13 protein-coding genes are annotated in these 19,040 nt (G+C 68.9%); all 13 read right to left on the bottom strand.

All coding sequences use genetic code 11. From position 1 onward, the window contains the following. Positions 1 to 18: 18 nt before the first annotated feature. On the bottom strand, positions 19 to 4,467 hold the full coding sequence (locus G6O54_RS05915) for a serine/threonine-protein kinase (protein ID WP_165221520.1): 4,449 nt from the start codon (positions 4,465 to 4,467) through the stop codon (positions 19 to 21). Between the two features lie 123 nt (positions 4,468 to 4,590). Further along, positions 4,591 to 6,195, bottom strand: coding sequence for an NADH-quinone oxidoreductase subunit N (locus G6O54_RS05910; protein WP_165221517.1), 1,605 nt, complete (start codon positions 6,193 to 6,195; stop codon positions 4,591 to 4,593). Next, positions 6,195 to 7,871 carry a complex I subunit 4 family protein gene (locus tag G6O54_RS05905; RefSeq protein WP_165221513.1) on the bottom strand — a complete coding sequence of 559 codons (1,677 nt, stop codon included), beginning with the start codon at positions 7,869 to 7,871 and terminating at the stop codon, positions 6,195 to 6,197. Before G6O54_RS05905 ends, G6O54_RS05910 begins: the two co-directional genes overlap by 1 nt. Before the next feature lie 47 nt (positions 7,872 to 7,918). Then, positions 7,919 to 9,976, bottom strand: a complete 2,058-nt coding sequence (nuoL, locus tag G6O54_RS05900; protein ID WP_165221510.1) for an NADH-quinone oxidoreductase subunit L — start codon at positions 9,974 to 9,976, stop codon at positions 7,919 to 7,921. Positions 9,977 to 10,052: 76 nt separating this feature from the next. Continuing rightward, positions 10,053 to 10,526: an NADH-quinone oxidoreductase subunit NuoK gene (nuoK, locus tag G6O54_RS05895; RefSeq protein WP_165221507.1), complete on the bottom strand. Its 474-nt coding sequence runs from the start codon at positions 10,524 to 10,526 to the stop codon at positions 10,053 to 10,055. Positions 10,527 to 10,599: 73 nt separating this feature from the next. Then, positions 10,600 to 11,472: an NADH-quinone oxidoreductase subunit J family protein gene (locus G6O54_RS05890; RefSeq protein WP_250846736.1), complete on the bottom strand. Its 873-nt coding sequence runs from the start codon at positions 11,470 to 11,472 to the stop codon at positions 10,600 to 10,602. Between the two features lie 87 nt (positions 11,473 to 11,559). Then, positions 11,560 to 12,141, bottom strand: coding sequence for a NuoI/complex I 23 kDa subunit family protein (locus G6O54_RS05885; protein WP_165221504.1), 582 nt, complete (start codon positions 12,139 to 12,141; stop codon positions 11,560 to 11,562). Positions 12,142 to 12,153: 12 nt separating this feature from the next. Beyond that, positions 12,154 to 13,197: an NADH-quinone oxidoreductase subunit NuoH gene (gene nuoH / locus G6O54_RS05880; RefSeq protein WP_165221501.1), complete on the bottom strand. Its 1,044-nt coding sequence runs from the start codon at positions 13,195 to 13,197 to the stop codon at positions 12,154 to 12,156. A gap of 57 nt (positions 13,198 to 13,254) precedes the next feature. Continuing rightward, on the bottom strand, positions 13,255 to 14,997 hold the full coding sequence (locus G6O54_RS05875; protein WP_165221498.1) for an NADH-quinone oxidoreductase subunit G: 1,743 nt from the start codon (positions 14,995 to 14,997) through the stop codon (positions 13,255 to 13,257). A gap of 50 nt (positions 14,998 to 15,047) precedes the next feature. After that, positions 15,048 to 16,451, bottom strand: coding sequence for an NADH-quinone oxidoreductase subunit NuoF (nuoF, locus tag G6O54_RS05870; protein ID WP_165221495.1), 1,404 nt, complete (start codon positions 16,449 to 16,451; stop codon positions 15,048 to 15,050). A 153-nt stretch (positions 16,452 to 16,604) separates the two neighbouring features. After that, entirely contained in the window at positions 16,605 to 17,132 is a 528-nt protein-coding gene (locus tag G6O54_RS05865) for an NADH-quinone oxidoreductase subunit NuoE family protein (protein WP_165221492.1), read from the bottom strand. A 46-nt stretch (positions 17,133 to 17,178) separates the two neighbouring features. Continuing rightward, the gene (gene nuoD, locus G6O54_RS05860; RefSeq protein WP_165221489.1) at positions 17,179 to 18,399 is read right to left on the bottom strand and encodes an NADH dehydrogenase (quinone) subunit D; all 1,221 of its coding nucleotides are present in this window, start codon (positions 18,397 to 18,399) and stop codon (positions 17,179 to 17,181) included. Positions 18,400 to 18,463: 64 nt separating this feature from the next. Next, on the bottom strand, positions 18,464 to 18,997 hold the full coding sequence (locus G6O54_RS05855; protein WP_165221486.1) for an NADH-quinone oxidoreductase subunit C: 534 nt from the start codon (positions 18,995 to 18,997) through the stop codon (positions 18,464 to 18,466). Positions 18,998 to 19,040 lie beyond the last annotated feature (43 nt).

Below are 19,040 nucleotides of genomic sequence, written 5' to 3'. Positions count from 1 at the left end.
CGGCGAGTCGGCGGCCGGTCAGAGGCTGGTCTCCACGCGGCTGGCGGCGATCCGGGCGAATCCGGGGGCGATCATCCGCGCCCACCTCTCGGGGGCCGCGATCGATTGCTCCCGCAGGACCGACTCCGACCGGGCGATGAGGGCCTTCCCCTCCGAGCTGCCGACGATCTCCCCGATCCGGTAGCGCATCACGGCGGCGCTCAAGGGCATGTCAACGGTGTCATACAGCGCGGCGGCCTGCTCGAGCCGGTAGCTCGCGGTGGTGGCGTCCTCCCGCACCGCGGCGATGCCCGCCCGGATGAACCGGGAATGGGCGATCGCCCAACCCTGCCCTTCCCTCTCGAGCTTCCTCGCGTCCTCCTCGGCCGCCAGCAGATGAGGCTGGTTGTCCTCGAGGCCCTCGGCCATCGCCAGCGCGGCGCGCGCGTGCAGCTCCAGCAACTGGATGCGATTGACCTGAATCCGCGGCAGGAGTGACCGCGTGTAGGCGGGCCAGGCGGCGTTGATCCGCTCCCAGGCGGCCGCGACGCTCCCCTGGTAGAGGTCCAGGTGGAGCAGGGAGACGAGCTCCGTGGAGTGCTGCACGAAGAACCCCTGGCGACGCCAGCGGCTCATGGCGCGCTCGAGCTCGGCGCGGATCTCGGCCGGCCGGTCCTGCGCCAGGCGGATCATGGCCAGGAAGAAGCTGGTGAGGGTCGTCGTCGCGTAGAGGTCGCCGCGCTCCTCGGCCTCGCGGGTGAAGACGCTCCAGCGCTTCTCGAGCTCGGCGAGCCGTCCGGCGTGGAGCATGGACCAGAGCTCCAGGCAGCGGACGGTGTTCCGTTCCCAGGTCACGCCGGTGCAATGGTCGCGGAAGAGCGTCTCGGCGATCTCGAAGGCGTCGATGGAGGGTCGCCAGTCCCCGCGCATCAGGAAGGTCACGCCGCGGACCATCGCGATGACGCCCCGCGCCTCCGGTCGATCGAGCGTGCCGGCCAGTCGCTCGGCCCGTGCCAGCAGGGAGTCGGCGTAGCGGGCCGTGCTCAGGCCCGCGGTGGACCGGTGCGCGGCCTCCATGGCGAGGGCCCGCGCGATCCGGAAGGGCTCACCGGCCTTGAGTGCCAGGAGCAGGCCCCTGGTCTGGAAGTCGGCGCCCAGGATGGGATCGATGACGCTCAGGCCGGCGACGGCCGACCAGCAGAGGTCGATCCGCGTGAGCGCCACGGCCGAGACCTGGGTCTCGTCGCGGGGCCGGAACCGGAGCCCACGAAGGCGGAGGAGGGTCCGGTGCCAGGTCAGCGAGAGGAGGGCGCGGCGGGGCGTCGGCGGCATGTTCAGGCAGAGCGGCCGGAGGATCGTCCGGAGCAGCGCCAGGCCCTCGTCCACATGGCCGCTGATCAGGAGCTGGGTGGAGGCGAGCCTGGTCAGCTCCACCCCCTCGGCGGCAGTCGTCCCCTCGGACGCGAGCAGGTAGGCGGCGGCCGCCTCGGCGCCGCGGCCGTTGCTCGCCAGCGCGGCGCCGAGCCGGCGATGGAGCCGGCGGACCTCCGCGGGGGGCGATGCCTCCAGCTCGAGCGCCCGGCGATAGAGTCGAACGGCGTGATCGAAGGCCAGGGCCTCCATCGCCTTCTCCGCGGCCTGGACGTACAGGGCCGCCGCCCTTTCCGCGAGGCCCGCACCCTGCAGGTGGCCGGCGAGCACCTCCGGGTCGTCGAGCCCCGCCCCCTCGAGGACCTCGGCCAGACGCTCGTGGATCCCTCGGAGGGCCTCCGGCGAGAGGTGGGCCAGGACGGTCTCGCGGATCCGGTCGTGGTAGGTCTCGACCTGGTCCTTCCGCGACGGCCCGATGCCCCGGACCAGCCGCGAGGATCGGAGCGCGCCGAGCGCGACCCGCCCCCCCGCATCCAGGCCCGCGGCGCGGAAGGCCAGCGTCTCGCGGATCGGCCGGCCGGAGACCGCGATCGCCTCGAGCAGCCGCTGCGCGTCCACGGGCTGGGTCCGGATCCGCGACCAGAGCGCGGATTCCAGGTCCACCGTCGAGGACGGATCCCACTCGTGGCCCGGGCCCGCGGACTGGAGGTGCTTGATCAGCTCCTCGATGAACAGCGGGTTCCCCCCCGACTCGCGCGCGGCCAGGTGGGCCTGAAGGAGGGCGACCTGGTCGTCCACCCCCAGCAGGGCGAGCGCCAGCGAACGCGACTCGACCTGGGTGAGCGGCTGGACGTACAGGTCCCGATGCCAGACCGCGGGCCGGTCCTCGGCCCGGACCTGGCGGAGGGTCTGGAGCAGCCGACTCTGGGCCATCTCCTCCTGACGGAAGCAGCCGAGGAAGAGCATGCGGGGCGGGTTCGGCCCGTCCAGCAGGTCGGAGATCAGCACGGCGCCGTCGGCGTCTCCCCATTGCAGGTCGTCCACCGCCAGCACCAGCCGGGAGATCCGGCCGAGCCGCTGGAAGAGCTTGCGGAAGGCGGAGAAGACCCGGAGCCGCATCTCCTGGGGGTCGGGCAGCTCCGTCGTGGGCCGGCGCCCCTGGAGGATCCGCTCCACGCCGCGGAGGACCGGGAAGATGCGGGCCAACAGCCAGGCATCGGCGGGGAGGACCTCGTCCAGGACCTCCTTCGGCAGCGTCTTGAGGTGCCGCGCCAGGGCGTCCACCAGGCTATCCACGGCCTTGAACGGCACCCATTCCTGCTCGTAGCAGCGGCCCGCCAGGATCACCACGTCCTCGTTGGCCGCCAGCTCGTCCAGGAACGATCGGACGAGCGCCGTCTTGCCGGTACCGGAGCCGCCATAGATGAAGACGGATGGAGCCTGGCCTTCCCTCAGGGCCGCGTAGGCGGACCTCAGGACCTGGCGGTGCCAGTCCCGCCCGATCAGCGACAGGACGCGGCGTCGCTCCGGGTCGGCGCCGCCGATCCCCGCCTCCCCCGTCAGGCGTTCGAGCACCTGAGACCCCGTCGGCCGGCGATCGGGCTCGCGTTCCAGCAGGTCCATGCAGAGCGAGACCAGATCCGGAGGCAACCCGCGGACGATCTCGTCGGGCGGCGTGGGGCGGCTCCTCTGCTTCTTGATGATGACCTCGTCGAAGGTGCCGCAGTAGGGGAGCCGGCCGGTCAGGGCCTGATAGACGATGACCCCCACGCTGTACCAGTCGCTGGCCGGCGTGATGCTCATGCCCAGCGATTGCTCCGGCGACATGTGCGCCAGCGTCCCGACCACCTGGCGGTCCCGCTCCGGCGACCCCTTGAGGAAGCCCGGCTCGAGGTCGGCGGCGAGACCGAAATCGAGGATCACCACGCGGCCTTCGTCGGTCACCAGGACGTTGGTGGGCTTGATGTCTCGGTGCAGCTTCCGGGCCGTGTGCAGGGCCTGGAGGCCCTCGGAGAGCTGGATCAGGGCCGACCGGAACCGCGCCAGGTCGAGGGGCGGCGGCGACGGGTGAGTCGGCGGCTCCTCCGTCGCCGGCTCGATCATCCCGATGCCGACCCCCAAGGCCGTCCCCGAGAGGGGCGCCATCGGTCTCGATACGAACGAGGCGGGCGGCGTCGGCGTGATCCGGGTGGGCTCTCGCGGGGCGGAGAGCCGAGTCGCGTCCTCGAACGCGGGCGCGGAATCGCCGCGGACGTAGGCGAGGAAGTCGCAGCCGTCGACCAGCTCCATCGTGAGGAACCAGCAGTCGTCCACGGCGAAGAGCTGGTGGAACTGGACCAGGTTGGGGTGGGTGAGGTCGCTCAGGGAGCGGAACTCGCCCTTGAACCGGAAGAGGCCGGCGGGGTCGACGCGCCGCATCGTCTTGATCGCGACCACCTCCCCTCGCTCCTCGTCGTAGGCCTCGAAGACGAAGCCCATCCCGCCGGCACCCAGCCGCCGGATCGGGGTGAATCGCGTGCTGGCGAGGACCGGGCCCAGCCGCGGTCGATCGCGGAGCCCATCCGCGATGGAATCCAACTGGAAGTCCAGGCGATCGTCGCCCCCCGATCCGGTCGTGCCCGTCGTCCCGCCGCCGCCCCCAATCTCCGAGGGCCGCACGGGGGGCGTCGTCGCCGCGGGATGGCCCGCGGAGGTGGCCTCTCCGGATCTCGGCGGCTCCTCGGCCATGGTCTCCAGCAGCGAGCCGGGCATCTCCACGACCTGGGTCGCGGACTCGGTCGATCCGCCGGCCTCCGACTGCCCGGGCGAGGTCGAGCCCGACGCGAGGGACTCGCGACGGCACGACTGGTCGCCGGCAATCAGCTTGCGGATCAGGTCGAGCCGCTCCGCCAGGCTCGGAAGCCGGCGGAGATACGTCTGAAGCGAGAGCGGCTTGCCCGTCTTCCAGCGATACTTCTGGTCGACCCGCAGGACGTCGACCTTCTCGTCCATGGCCGCCGAGGGATGGCGGGAAAGGAAGTGGAAGACATCCGGCGAGGACGTCGACCCTTCCCAGAGCTGCTGGAACTCGGGGGCGAGATTCCCCGGCGGGGAGGATGAGCCGTCACCGTGTTGCATGGCCTCAGACCTCGTCTATCCGGACGGGGACCGATCATGCCGCATCGTGCGGACTCATCCGGGCGCAGCCTCACCCACGTTGGGAGAAGGGCACGACGAGGATAAGCGATTGGCGAGGATCTATCAATTGCCTGCCTCTGCCTGGGCCACCTCCGCCGCCCTCGCCGGGGCGCTCGCGGCCGCGGCGGGCCGGGACGGCAGGTCGCGGGTGACCGCGGCGACGGCCGATTCCCGGGCCGCCCGCGACACCGGGACCGGATAAAGTCCCAGCAAGAGCGTGAGTGTCGCACAGAACCCCACCGCTACCGCCACCGGCCAGCCCCCCGTGACGGTCACCTTCTGCCGCGACGGCTTGAGGTACATCCCCACGACGATCCGGAGGTAGTAATAGGCCCCCACCGCCGCGTTCAGGACGCCGATCACGGCCAGGCCCACCAGCAGGCCGAAGTCCTGGTCGGAGTTGGCCCCGAAGGCCGCCATGAAGATCGTCAGCTTGCCCATGAATCCCAGGAGCGGGGGGATGCCGCTGAGGCTCAGCAGGCAGATCGCCAGCGCCAGGGCGGCCAGGGGGCGCGTCGCGCCCAGGCCGTCCAGGTCCTCCACCGTCTCCACGGGCCTGGTCGGCAATCTCAGGGCGATGATCACCCCGAAGGCGCCCAGGGTCATGAAGGCGTAGGCGAAGAGGTAGAAGAAGATCCCCTCGCAGCCGAAGTAGACCCCGCCGCTGCCCGGCCCGTTGGAGAAGGCCACGGTGGCCCCGATCATCAGGTAGCCCGCGTGGGCGATCGACGAGTAGGCCAGCAGCCGCTTCAAGTCGCTCTGGAGCAGGGCCATCGTGTTCCCGACGATCATCGTCGCCGCCGCCAGCAGCCAGCAGAGCAGGACCGCCTTGGCGACGAGCGGATCCTGCGCGCCCTTGACGGCGAAGACCGCGGTCAGGGCCCGCACCATCGCCACGAATCCGACCCCCTTGGGGACCCAGGAGAGCATCGCCGCGATCACCGTGGGCGAGCCCTGGTAGACGTCCGGCGCGTAGAAGTGGAACGGCACCGCGGCCACCCGGAAGCAGAGCCCGGCCATCACGAACACGACGGCGATGAACCCGAGCTGAGGGTTCGGGATCGAGAACGTCCACGAGAGCGCCGAGATCGCTTTCAGGTTGCTGATCCCGCTCATGCCGTAGAGGAAGGCGAGGCCGAAGAGGAGCAAACCCGACGAGAAGATGCTCAGGTAGAAGTACTTGGTCGCGGTCTCCTGCGTCGTCGTCGTCCGACGGCTCAGGTAGAGCAGCAGGTAGGTCGGGATGCTCACGAGCTCCAGCCCCACGAAGAGCAGGACCAGCTCATTGGCCGTCGTCACGACCATGGCGCCGGCGTTGATCATCAGGAGGGCGCCGAAGAACTCCGCGGCGCGGTCGTCGGGGGGCTCCTCGTGCGCGAGGGCCAGGAGCACCAGGCCGGTGACGATGACCAGGAGCCGCCCGTAGACGCTCAGCGAGTCGTTGATGGCGATCGCCGCATACGGCTCGGGCCGGATGCCGATGACCAGCGAGAGGGCGAGCAGCGAGGCGACGAGGCCGCCGGCCGCCAGGGCGCACCACGTCCGCCGCGGCAGCGTGAGGAACGGCGAGGCCGTCATCATCGCGATCGACGTGGCCAGGAGGATCAGCTCCGGCGACAGGATCTTGAGTGTCTGGGTGACCGACTCGTAGGCGAACTCGGGATTCATCAACGGCCTCCACCGCTACTGCCCCGCGAGCCGGCCCCGCGGCCGACGTGGATCGACCCCACGCCGGGCTCCTGGGTCGGACTCTCGATCGTGCGGACCAGGCGCTGGGCCTGGAGGTTCTTGTCGATCTCGCCCACCGTGGGGCGGATCCGGTCGAGGAATGGACCGGGCACCACGCCGATGACCACGATCAGGGCCATCAGCGGCGCCAGGGCCGCGATCTCATGCCAGCCGATCGGCCGGACGGCCGCGTGGGCCTCCGCCCCCTTCGCGTCGCCGTGGGCGTGCGGCTCGCGGAGCGGCCCGAACACGACCTTGCGAAGCATCTGGAACAGGTAATAGGCGCCCACGACCATGCCCGTGGCGGCCAGGACGCCGGCCCTCGGGCTCTCCGCGAACATCCCGGTCAGGATCGGGAACTCGCCGACGAACCCGTTCAGCCCCGGCAGGGCCGCGGATCCGTAGGCCGACAGGAACAGGAAGAAGGCGAGCAGCGGCAGCCGGTTCCAGAGACCGCCGATCTCGTCCATCTCGCGGGTGTGATACCGCTCGTAGAGGATCCCCACGCAGGCGAAGAGGGCGCCCGTGGTCAGCCCGTGATTGATCATCTGGATCGCCGAGCCGTCCATCCCCGTCGCGTTGAGGGCGAACATCCCCAGCGCGATGAACCCCATGTGGCTGACCGAGCTGTAGGCGACCATCCGCTTGATGTCGGTCTGGGAGAGCGCCACGAGAGCCCCGTAGATGATGCCGATCACCGACAGCGTCGCCAGCAGCGGGAAGAGGGCCACGGCGCCCAGCGGCGTCATCCCCATGTTGAACCGGAGCAGGCCGTAGGATCCCACCTTCAGCAGCACCCCGGCCAGGATGATCGACCCGGCCGTCGGCGCCTCCACGTGCGCCAGCGGGAGCCAGGTGTGGAACGGGAACATCGGGACCTTGATCGCGAACCCGGCGAACAGGAGCAGGAAGATCAGGACCTGGGGGCTCGTCCATCGTCCCACGTCGTGCCAGTGGGCCCACGGCAGGCTCGCCAGCCCCTGGGTCAGCTTCGGGATCGAGAACGTGAGGACGTGGTCGGGCGAGTGCTGATAGTGGACCACGACCAGCGCGATGACCCCGAGCAGCGTCAGCAGGCTGCCGGCCAGCGTGTAGAGGAAGAACGTCACCGACGCCCGCTGGCGGTCCGGGCCGCCCCAGAGGCCGATGATGAAGAAGAGCGGGATCAGGGTGAACTCGAAGAAGATGTAGAAGAGGATCACGTCCAGGCTGGCGAAGAGCCCCAGCAGGCCCGTCTGCAAGGCCAGCAGGAACGCATAGTAGAGCGGGGCCCGCTGCTCGATCGCCTCCCACGACGAGAGCACGGCCGTGATCATCAGCAGGGACGTCAGCATGAAGAGCCAGAGGCTCAGCCCGTCCAGCCCCAGCGCCAGGCGGATGTCCGGCTGGGCGATCCAGCTCAGTCCGTACGGACCTCCGGGCTCGCCGAAGGCGAACTGGGGCGTGAGCACGCCCGTCTTGAAAGCCAGCAGGAGGATCAGGCTGAAAGCCATCGTCGCCAGCGTGAAGCCCAGCGCGATCAGCCGCGCCTGGTTCTTGCCCAGCTTCGGCGTCAGCACGAGGATGATGCTCCCCATCAGGGGGAGCAGCACCGTGATCGCCAGGAGTGTCGCCATCAATCGTCCCTCGTGAGCGTCTTCAGGGGGCCGGGCCCGGCCAAGGCTCAGGCGAAAAGCAGGAGGAAGAGGAGGACGGCCACGCCGACCGCCGAGGCCGCCGCGTAATACTGGAGGAGCCCGTTCTGGTACTTCGCCAGGATCTCGCCCGAGATCAACTTCGGCACCCTGGCGATCCCGAGCACGAGCCGATGGACCAGGTAGACGTCCAGGAACTCCGCGACCAGGGCGAACGCCTTGGTGGTCTTGACCACCACCCAGTCGTACACCTCGTCCACGTAGAACTTGTTGAGCGAGGCCGCGTAGAGCCTCGGGAACCGAGCGGCGAGCCGGGCCGGGACCGGACTCCGCTTGCCGTAGAGCACATAGGCCCCCGCGATCCCCGCCACGGCCGCGACCGTGCTGACGATCGCCGTCATCCAGTCGAAGTGATGCTCGCCGTGGCCCAGCTCCTCGAACGCGAGCGTCTTCTCCAGGTGCCCGGCGAAGAGCTCGGTCGGGCCGAAGAACATGCCGACCAGGATCGCACAGGCCGCCAGGATCATGAGCGGGATGGTCATGACGTACGGCGACTCGTGGCCGACCTCGCCGTGGCCGTGGGCCGCGTCGCCGCGGGCGTTCAGGTCCTCCTCGCCGTGGCCGTGGGCGTCATCGTGCCCGTGGCCGTGGGCGTGGCCATGTCCTGCCGTGGCCGGGGGTGCCTCCGGATCGTCCGGGGAGGGGAGCTTCTCCGGCCCCCAGAAGGTCAGGAAGTAGGCCCGCCCCGTGTAGAAGGCCGTCATCCCGGCCGTGAGGATCGCCACCCAGTAGACCAGCAAATAGACCCCGCCCCAGCCGTGCTCTCCGGCCGCGTGCGAGGCGGACTTGAGCGCCAGCAGGATCTCGTCCTTGCTGAAGAAGCCCGCCATCGGGAAGAGGCCGGCCAGCGCCAGCCCTCCGACCAGGAAGGCGAGGTGCGTGTAGGGGAGGCGGTGCCGCAGGCCGCCGAACCGCCGCATGTCGATCACGTCGCCCATCGCGTGCATCACGCTGCCGGACGACAGGAAGAGGAGGGCCTTGAAGAAGGCGTGGGTGAACAGGTGGAACATCGCCGCCACGACCGCGAGCTGGGCGACCTCGCCGACGCCGGCCCCCAGGCCCATGAACATGTAGCCGAGCTGGCTGACCGTGGAATAGGCCATCACCCGCTTGAGGTCGTTCTGCGTGAGCGCGATCAGCGCGGCCAGGAGGGCCGTGACGCAGCCGGTCGCGGCGATGAGCGCCTGGACGCCCGGCGAGAGGGCGACGAGCGGGGTGGACCGGGCGATCAGGTAGACGCCGGCCGTGACCATGGTCGCGGCGTGGATCAGGGCCGAGACCGGCGTCGGGCCTTCCATCGCGTCCGGCAGCCAGACGTAGAGCGGGACCTGGGCACTCTTGGCCGTGGCCGCCCAGAAGAGGAGGAGCGGGATCCCGACCTTCGCCGCCTCCGGCAGGCCCGCCAGCGTCTCCGGGCTGAGCACGTTCGCGTAGCTAAGGTTGTGCTCCGGGACCAGCGTCCACATCCAGAAGATCGCGATCGCGAAGCCGAGGTCGCCGACCCGGTTCACCAGGAAGGCCTTCATGGCCGCCGCCGCCGCCGACTTGCGGCTGTGCCAGTAGCCGATCAGCATGTAGCTGCAGACGCCCACGCCTTCCCAGAACGCATAGGTCAGCAGGTAGTTGTTCGACAGGACCAGGCCGGTCATCGAGAAGACGAAGAGGCCGATCAGGGCGAAGAACCGCGGATAGCTCGGGTCCCCCGCCATGTAGCCGACGGCGAAGATCGCGACCAGCGTCGACACGAACGTGACCATGGACAGCATCATGGTCGTCAGGCCGTCGACCCGGAACTCGAACGGGACCTCGAGCCCGCTGATCGACAGCCAGCGGCCGACGAGCGGCGCGTTCTGCGGAGCCGCGTGGGCCAGCGCGCCCAGCGAGACCAGGAAGGCCAGGGCGATCCCCGCGATCACCGGGACGTGCGCGTTCCCCTTCAGCCAGCGGGCGCCGATCGCCGCGATGCCCGCGCCGATCAGCGGCAGGCACGGGATGATCCACACGTTATCGACGAAGAAACCTGACACGTCCCGACTCCTCTTGCCGCTTGGGTTCGTCCCGCCCGCGCTCGTTTCGTCCCGAGGCCGACCGGCCCGGGTTTGACTATTTCCGCCGCTCCAGCCAGGGCTCGACCGGGTGCGTCGGCTCGATGCCGGACGGCACCAGGGCCGGATACGATTCGGGGCCGGGGATGACCTCCACGGGCTCGGCCTCGGCCGTCTCGATCGCGGGGGACTCGGGCCGGATGCCCGGCTCGCGGATGTCCTGCCAGAGGGTGACGTCCAGCGAGGACCGCCGGTTGTAGAGGACGACGATCAGGGCCAGCGCGATCGACGCCTCGCAGGCGGCCACGGTGAGGATCACGATCGTGAAGACCTGCCCGGTCCAGTTGCCGTGATACCGGCCGAAGGCGACGAGCGAGAGCGCCGTGCCCTGGAGCATCATCTCGGCGGACAGGAACATCACGATCAGGTTCCGCCGCGAGAGGAATCCGAGCATCCCCAGGGCGAAGAGTGCCGCCCCGACGAGCAGGTAGTTCCTCAGGAGGTCGAGCGTGAACGGGTCTGGGGCTGTCATGTTTGAGCTCTTTGGGCTTCGCTCGCGGTTAGGGCGGTCTCGGGTCGCGACGGCCGCGTCGTCCGGCGGCCGATCAGGCGGATGCCTCGCCGGGCCGGACCGGTCGCCTGGGATTGGTGATCGCGACCGCCGCGATCAGGGCCACGAACAGCAGGGCGCCGGCCAGCTCGATGGTGATCAGGTGGTCCGTGTAGAGGGCCTCGCCGAGGCCGGCGACGTTCGGCTTGGCGGCCCCGGCGGGGTCGCGGAGCGAGGACGTCGGCCTCACGGCCTGCTCGAGGATCGTCCGCTCGGCCGTCCCGCTGACCAGGATGTGGTGGTCCACCAGGTCGCCGCTCCGGATCAGGGCCCGCTCGGCGACGCTCTGGACATTCGAGTCGGTGACGTTCATCGAACGCTCGGCCTGGAGCGGGCCGATCAGGTAGATCAGGGACCAGAGGATGCCGAAGCAGGTCAGCGTGGCCGCGCCGGGCGCCCGCGCGGCCCGGTCGTACTCCGCCTTCCCTTCCATCTGCGCCAGCATGATGACGAAGAGGAAGGTGACGATGATCGCCCCGGCGTAGACGATGATCGTCCCGGCCGCCAGGAACTCGGCACCGGCCAGGAGGAAGAGCCCCGCCGTGGAGAGGATCACCGACGCGAACCAGAGGGCGCTGTAGACCGGGTTGCGGCTCGTCACCGTGAGCACCGCGCCGACGAGCGCGCCGATGCTGAAGAGGTAGAAGAAGCCGCCGGATAGCCCGCCGCCGGGGGCGCTCCACATGGTGGCGTAGCCGATTAGGCCGGCGGCGGCGAAGCAGGCGCCGGCGAGGTGCAGCACGCGCGGCCGCGCCTTCCCGTGCCGGTGCGGCAGCAGCAGGTAGGTCCCCGCCGCGCCGAGGCCGACGAAGAGGGTGGCGAGGATGATCTCGAGGTTGTAGCGGATGAACTCGAGGATGAAGGTCACGGTTAAGCGTTCCTGGACGGTTGGTCGGCTCGTGATCGGGTTCTAGATGGCCATTCCCCGCGGTCATCGCGGGGTCCTGACCGTGGATCAAACAATCGGCGAGGGAAGCATCTCGGTCGCGGCCGAGGGGGCCGGCGGCGCCGTGTATCGCATCGGCTCGGCGTCGCGGGTGGCGTCGAAGACCGACAGGAGCTTGGTCTTGTCGAAGATCATCTGCTCGCGGGTCAGGCCGGTCAAGTCATAGAGGCCGGTCAGCTCGATGGCGTCCACCGGGCAGGCCTCCTCGCACATCCCGCAGTAGATGCACCGCAGCTCGTCGATGACGAAGCTGGCCGGGTACTTCTCGCGGTCGGGCCAGCTCTCGGGGGCCGTCGTGCCGACGATGTCGATGCAGTGCGCCGGGCAGGCAGTGGCGCAGAGCATGCAGGCGACGCACTTGGGCCGCCCCTGGTCGTCCTTGTTGAGCCGGTGCACGCCCCGGTAATTCGGGCTCGGGACGTGCTGCTCCTCGGGATACTGGACGGTGATCGCCTGGTTCTTGAAGAGGACGCCCCCAATATGCTGCGCGGTCACGAACAGGCCCGCCGCGATCTGGGGGAGGTAGATGCGGTCGCCGAACGTCAGCCGCGGCGGCTCCATCTTCTTCAGGCTCGGGTCGTCGGGTCGCAACGCGTTCTCTCCCTAGGAGGCCGAATACGAGTAGACGAGCTGGACGATCCCGGACGTCGCCACCAGGTTGACGATCGACAGCGGGATCATCGACTTCCAGGCCAGGTCCATGAGCTGGTCGTAGCGGAACCGCGGCAGCGTCCAGCGGACCCACATGATGATCAGGATGATCACCGCCACCTTGATCAGCAGCACGGTCATCTTGATCAGCGAGCTGATCACGCTGGTCTGCTCCTGATTGAGGCCCGGCAGGTCCCATCCTCCCAGGAAGAGGACGGCGATCAGGAAGCTGACCGTGATCACGTGCAGGTACTCGCCCAGGAAGAACATGCCGAACTTCATCGCCGAGTACTCGGTGTGGAATCCGCCGACGAGCTCCTGCTCGGACTCGGGCAGGTCGAACGGCAGCCGGTTGGTCTCGGCGAAGCCGCTCACCAGGAACAGCAGGAACCCCAGCGGCTGGACGACGATCCCCCAGACGTGGTTGTCCTGCCAGTTGACGATCGTGTTCAGGTCGAGCGAGCCGGCGATCAGCACCATGCCCAGGATCGACATCCCCAGCGGGATCTCGTAGCTGATGAGCTGGGCGCTCGAGCGGAGCCCGCCCAGGAACGCGTACTTGTTGTTCGACGCCCAGCCGGCCAGGACCACGCCGTAGACGGCCAGGCTGCCCACGGCGAAGACGTAGAGGATCCCGATGTTGACGTTGGGCGCGATCTGGAAGTTCATCCATTGATCGGGGCCGACCGGGCCGAAGGGCACGACCGCGAAGCCGATCATCGCGGCCACGATGGCGATCAGCGGGGCCAGGATGTAGACCGGCTTGCTCACGTAGCCCGGGATCACGTCCTCCTTGAGGAGCATCTTGGCCCCGTCGGCGAGCGGCTGGAGCAGCCCGAAGGGGACCATGAACTCGCTCCCGCACCGATTCGGGCCGATCCGGTCCTGGGCGTAAGCGGCGACCTTCCGCTCCACCCAGATCAGGTAGGCGACGACCCCCATCGCGACGTTCACCACGATGAGGATCTTCAGGAGGATTCCGAGGAACACGAGCATCGCTTCAGGACTCCCAGCCGTGACCGTTATTTCGTCGCTCTCTAGCCTCGATCGAGATCAGCGGTAGCGTGCCGCCCCCTGCGGCGCGAACCAGGAATCGACGAACGCCGGCGGATCCGACTTCGGCTTCGCCCCCGAGCCGGCGGACAGGTCCTGGCCCGTCGCCGGCAAGACCCCTCCCTTCGCGGCGGCGAAGGCGGGGACCGCCTCGGCCAGCTCCGCGAGCACCTCGCCCGACCGGGCCGGGCCGGGCCGATTGAGGAGGATGGACAGCAGGTCGAGGTCCGGCAGCGAGCCCTCGCGCGGCGGCAGCGCGGCCCCGGCGTACTGGAGCCGGCCGTCGGCGTTCACGTAGGATCCGGCCTTCTCCGCGAAGGTCGCCCCGGCGAGGACCACGTCGGACAGGTGGGCCAGCGGCGTCACGTTCGTGTCCTGGAGGACCAGGAACGGCACGCCCGAGCGGAGCGCCTTGGCCGTCGCCTCGTCGTTCCAGGCGTCGATCGAACCGGAGATCACGTAGAGCGCGGCGAATTCGCCCTTCGAGGCCCGCGCGGCGAGTTCGTCGAACGGGACGACCGAGCCTTGCAGGTGCTCGAGCACGGCCTCCACCCCCTTGCGGTTGGGGCACTTCTCGGCGTGGATCGTGAACGGCCGGGGCTCGATGAAGCTGGTGTCGCCGGTCCGCCCGGTGGACTTGTCGGGCTTGAACGTGCGGTCCACGCCGTTGACCGGGACCGGCCCCAGGGCCAGCACGTTCTTCTCGCCGAGCCCCTTGATGTAGCGGGCGGCGAGATACGCCTCCTCGACGGTCAGGAACGGCGAGAGCACGGCCGCGACCACGCCCTTCTCGCTCGCCTCGCGGAGGCCCCGGTCCACGGCCTTGAGCGCCTCGTCCACGGGGGTGGGCTTGAGGTCGTCGTCCTTGCGGACGTACATGGCGTCCAGCAGATGGGGATCGTTCGCGGACTTGTAGCTGTAGCGGCCCTCGTCGCAGATCCAGTAGTCGTTGACGTGGGGGTTGGACCGCGGCTTGAACCGCCAGATCTTCCCCTTGCTCTCCTCGACGCTGATGTTGCAGCCGGTGGAGCACCGGGTGCAGAGGCCGTCGTGCTTGGCCAGGAACCAGACCCGCTGGTTGTGGAGGAAATCCTTGTCGAGCAGCGCGCCGACCGGGCAGACGTCGACGACGTTGCCGGCCAGCGGGTTGTCGTCCAGGGTATGGCCCGGGAAGACGTCGATCTCCGAGTGGCTCCCCCGCCGCATCACCTGGAGCTCGGACGTCTGGCTGATCTCGCGGGTGAACCGGACGCACCGGGTGCACATGATGCAGCGGTCGGAGTTGAGCTGGACCAGGTCGGAGACGCTCTTCCGCGGGTTGACCAGCCGTTCCTCGACGAAGCGATGGCTCGCCTGGCCGTACTCGTAGCTGTAGTCCTGGAGGCCGCACTCTCCGGCCTGGTCGCAGACCGGGCAGTCGAGCGGGTGGTTCAGGAGCAGGAGCTCCATGACCATCCGCTGGTGCTCCTTGATCTTCGGGCTGTCGGTGATCAGGACCGTGCCGTCCTTCGCCGGGGTCTGGCAGCCGGGGACGAGCTTGGGCATCATCCGGATCTCGCCCGTCTTGGGATCCTTCGAGCCGACCTCGATCTCGCACATCCGGCAGTTGGCGACGACCGAAAGCGCGGGGTGCCAGCAGTAGTACGGGATCTCGATGCCGACCCGCTTCGCCATCTGGATGGCGTTGAGCTTCTCGCCCTCGGGGATCGGGTACTCGGTGCCGTTGATGATGATGGTCGCCATCGTGGTTCCTGTTCCGGGCATCGACCGGGTCGATACGAGCGGGTCGCGATTCAGTGGGCCAGTCCGCCGGGCGAGTGCAAGGCCCGGGCGGGGGCCGGTGCCGGCGCCGCCAGGGTGACGAGCGCGGCGGGGTCGGGCCGGACGCCGTGGGCGATCGCCTCCTGGAGGGGCGTGACCTGGTAGGCCGGCGACTGGTGAGTGCGGATGTACTCCTCGAGCTCGCCCCGGAACTTGCCGATGGCGTTCTTGATCGGCCAGGCCGCGCCGTCGGCGAGCCCGCAGATCGTGGTCCCGGGCATGATGCCCATGTTGTTGGCCTGCTTGAGCATGATGTCCAGGTCCTCGATCCGGCCGCCGCCGGCGCGGATCCGGCGGATCGTGCGGTTGAGCCAGTTGCAGCCCTCGCGGCACGGGGTGCACTGGCCGCAGCTCTCGTGGGCGAAGAAGCGGGCCGTGTTGTAGAGGTAGTCGATGATCGGCGTCTGGTCGTCGATCACCGTCACGGCCGCCGTCCCCAGCCCCAGGCAGCCCGGCTTGCGGAGGCTCTCGAAGTCGAGCGGCGTGTCGAGCTCCTCGGCCGAGAGCAGCCCCATGCTGATCCCGCCGGGGACCGCTGCCTTGGCCTTCCGCCCCTTCCAGACGCCGCCGCCGTGCTCCTCGATGAGGGCCCGGCAGGTGATCCCCAGCGGCAGCTCGACGCAGACCTGCTTGTTCACATGTCCGGAGATCGTGTAGAGCTTCGGCCCGTAGCTCTTGGGCGTGCCGATCGACTTGAACCAGCCGGCCCCGCGCTCGACGATGTGGGGGACGCAGCAGAGCGTCTCCACGTTGTTGACGACCGTCGGCTTGCGGAAGGCCCCCTCGATCGCCGGGAACGGCGGCTTGATCCGGGGCCAGCCGCGCTTGCCTTCGAGGCTCTCGATCAGCCCGGTCTCCTCGCCGCAGATATACGCCCCGGCGCCGCGGTGGACCCAGACGTCCAGGTTGAAGCCGGTGCCGTAGATGTCCTTGCCCAGGTGCCCGGCCTCGCGGGCCTCGGCGATCGCCCGCTCCATGATCCGGGCGCCGTTGATGTACTCGTAGCGGAGGTAGACGTACGCCGTGCTCGCCCGGGTGGCGAAGCACGAGATCAGGATCCCCTCGAGGAACTGGTGGGGGTCCTTCTCGATCAGGTAGCGGTTGTTGAACGTCGCCGGCTCGCTCTCGTCGCCGTTGACGCACATCAGGGTTTCCTTCCGATCCTTCGGGAGGAACGTCCACTTGAGGCCGCACGGGAAGCCCGCGCCGCCGCGGCCACGGAGCTCGGAGTCCTTGACGAGGTTGACGACCGCGTCCGGCTCCATGGCGAGCGCCTTCCGCGCCGACTGGTAGCCCCCGCGCGATTCGTAGGCCTTCAGCGTATGGCTGTCGGTCACGTTCCAGTTCTTGCTCAGGACGGGCTCAAACGTGGACACGAATGGTCATCTCCTCTACCCGACTCTCTGCGATCTTGATCCGTGCGTTCTGCCGTTGGTCTGGTGCGTGCTTCGGGAGGGCGAGGCTCCTGCCGAGCCGCATTGGACTGGGCTCGGCAGGAGCCTCGCCCTCCCCTTGGATCGCCCCGGGTCTCAGGCCGGGTCTTTTCGCCCCTTCTTCAACTCGTCCAGCATGGCGTCGACCCCGGCCTCGTCGAGCGGGCCGAAGATCCGGCCGTCGTCGGCGAGGGCGGCCGGGGCGTGGTCGCAGATTCCCAGGCACTCGGCGTAATCGATGGTCAGCTTGCCGTCGGCGGTGGTCTCGCCGTGCTCGATCCCGGACCGCTTGCAGGCGTGCTCCAGCAGCTCGTCGCCGCCGCGGAGCATGCACGAGATCGACCGGCAGATCCAGACCCGGACGTCGCCGAGCGGGGCCTGCGGGAAGAACCCGTAGAAGCTCATCGTGTCGTGGACCTCCGCCGGCGCGATCTCGAGCAGCTCGGCGATCTCCTCCATAGCCTGGAGGGGGACGCAGCGGAAGTGCTCGAGCACCAGGTGGAGGGCGGGCAGGGTGACGGCCCGCTTGCTCGGGTAGCGCGGGAAGAGGTCGCGGATCCGCTGGCGCAGGGCCTCGCTCAGCATGGGGGCCTTCGCGGGCTTGGTCGGGGCTTCGGCGGGCATCGTGCGATCGTCCTCGATTCGACTCGTCCGGAACAACTCGGCGGGCTCAGCGGTCGAGCTCGGCCGCGATGATGCTCAGGCTCCCCAGCACGGCCACCACGTCGGCGATGAGGTGGTCCTTGATGATGTGCGGGAAGACGGCGAAGTGGATGAACGACGGCGGCCGCGTGCGGACGCGCCAGGCGAATTCGCCTCCGTCCGCCACGAGGTAATATCCGAGCTCCCCGTTGGGGCTCTCGACCGCCGCGTAGACCTCCTCGCGGGGGGTGGTGAAGCCGCGGTTGGGCATGATCAGCTCGAAATGCTGGATCAGGCCCTCCATGCTGTTGTAGGTCGTCAGCTTGTCGGGGGCGGAGAGCTTGTCCGCGATCGGCAGGTTGACGGGCCCCCCCGGCAGCTTGGCGAGGGCCTGACTGATGATCGAGTGGCTCTGCTTCATCTCCTCCATGCGGACGATGAAGCGGGCCCAGCAGTCCCCCTCGGTGCAGTAGGGGACCTCGAATTGGAAGTCCGGGTAGGCGAGGTACGGCTTGTCCTTGCGGAGGTCGTACGTCACCCCGCTGGCCCGGGCGATCGGGCCGGTGCAGGAGAGGGCGATCGCGTCCTCCTTGGAGAGCGTCCCCACGCCCCGCACCCGGTCCAGGAAGATCCGGTTGCGGAAGAGGAGCTTCGCCATGTCGGCGTAGACCTTGTTGAAGCTCTCGAGGACGCGGCGGATCTTGTCGAGTACCCGGTCGTTGAAGTCGTAGAGGACGCCGCCGACCCGGGTGTAGCCCGGGTGGAAGCGATAGCCGGACATCTCCTCGTAGACGTCGTAGATCTGCTCGCGGAGGTTGAAAGCGTAGAGGAAGGCCGTGAACGCCCCCAGGTCGAGCGCCGCGGCCCCGGTGCAGAGGAGGTGGTCGCTGATCCGGGAGAGCTCGCCGATGATCACCCGGATGTACTGGCAGCGCGGGGTGAGCTCCACTCCCAGGAGCGTCTCCACGGCGTTGTGCCAGGCCACCTCGTTCATCGGCGGGCTGATGTAGTTCTTGCGGTCGGCGACCGTGACGTACTGGTTGTAGTTAAGATGCTCGCCGAGCTTCTCGAAGCCCGAGTGGAGGTAGCCGATGTCGGGCGTGGCCTTGATGATCCGCTCGCCGTCCAGCTCCAGGATCAGCCGCAGGGTCGTGTGCGTGGCGGGGTGCTGGGGCCCGAAGTTCAGGGTCCAGGTCGCCTGCTTCGCGTCGCGTTCCAGTCCGGGTTCGTCGAGCAGATTGGCCGTCACGTCGTCCTCGCCGTTACGTCGATCGTGGTCCGTGCATCGTCGATGGGCCGCCGCGGATCCGGGATCAGGATTCGCCGCGGGTCAGCCTGGGGAAGTTGTGCCGCTCGCCGCGCCCTCGCAGGGGGTAGTCCTTGCGGAGGGGGAAGGCGGAGAATTCCTCGGGCATGAGGATCCGCCGCAGGTCGGGATGGCCGGAGAACCGGATGCCGTACATGTCGTAGACCTCGCGCTCCATCCAGTCGGCGCCGGGCCAGAGCGGGCAGGCGGAGGGAAGCGTCGGGTCGGGGTCGTTCGCCCCCGCCTTGACGACGATCATCTCGCCGGAGTCCAGGTTGCGGAGGACATAATGGACCTCGAATCGGTCGCGGGTCCGCCCGGGATAGCCGAGGTAATCGGCCCCCCCCAGCTCCGAAAGCAGGTTGAAGCCGCACCGTTCCTTGAGGAACTTCAGCAGGTCGAAGAGCCTCGATGCGGGCACATGGAGCCGCAGGTTGTCCCGGAAGCTCGAGATCGAGAAGACGCCGTCGCCGAGCTCGCGGGCGAGGGCCCCCAGGGTGGCGGCGTGCGGATCGGCTTTGGTTTCGGTCGTGCTGCTCATCGAGGCGATTCGCTCTCCAAGGTACGGGACGGTCGGCGGCCGG

This window comes from Aquisphaera insulae (assembly GCF_011064615.1).
GTDB lineage: Bacteria > Planctomycetota > Planctomycetia > Isosphaerales > Isosphaeraceae > Aquisphaera > Aquisphaera insulae.
Note: the sequence above shows the minus strand (reverse complement) of the source record. Positions and strands in the feature narration are given on the sequence as shown.

Coding starts and splice junctions, on each gene's coding strand:
- G6O54_RS05915 (WP_165221520.1), bottom strand. CDS start 4,467: ATGCAACACGGTGACGGCTCATCCTCCCCGCCGGGGAATCTCGCCCCC.
- G6O54_RS05910 (WP_165221517.1), bottom strand. CDS start 6,195: ATGAATCCCGAGTTCGCCTACGAGTCGGTCACCCAGACACTCAAGATC.
- G6O54_RS05905 (WP_165221513.1), bottom strand. CDS start 7,871: ATGGCGACACTCCTGGCGATCACGGTGCTGCTCCCCCTGATGGGGAGC.
- nuoK (WP_165221507.1), bottom strand. CDS start 10,526: ATGACAGCCCCAGACCCGTTCACGCTCGACCTCCTGAGGAACTACCTG.
- nuoH (WP_165221501.1), bottom strand. CDS start 13,197: ATGCTCGTGTTCCTCGGAATCCTCCTGAAGATCCTCATCGTGGTGAAC.
- G6O54_RS05875 (WP_165221498.1), bottom strand. CDS start 14,997: ATGGCGACCATCATCATCAACGGCACCGAGTACCCGATCCCCGAGGGC.
- G6O54_RS05865 (WP_165221492.1), bottom strand. CDS start 17,132: ATGCCCGCCGAAGCCCCGACCAAGCCCGCGAAGGCCCCCATGCTGAGC.
- G6O54_RS05855 (WP_165221486.1), bottom strand. CDS start 18,997: ATGAGCAGCACGACCGAAACCAAAGCCGATCCGCACGCCGCCACCCTG.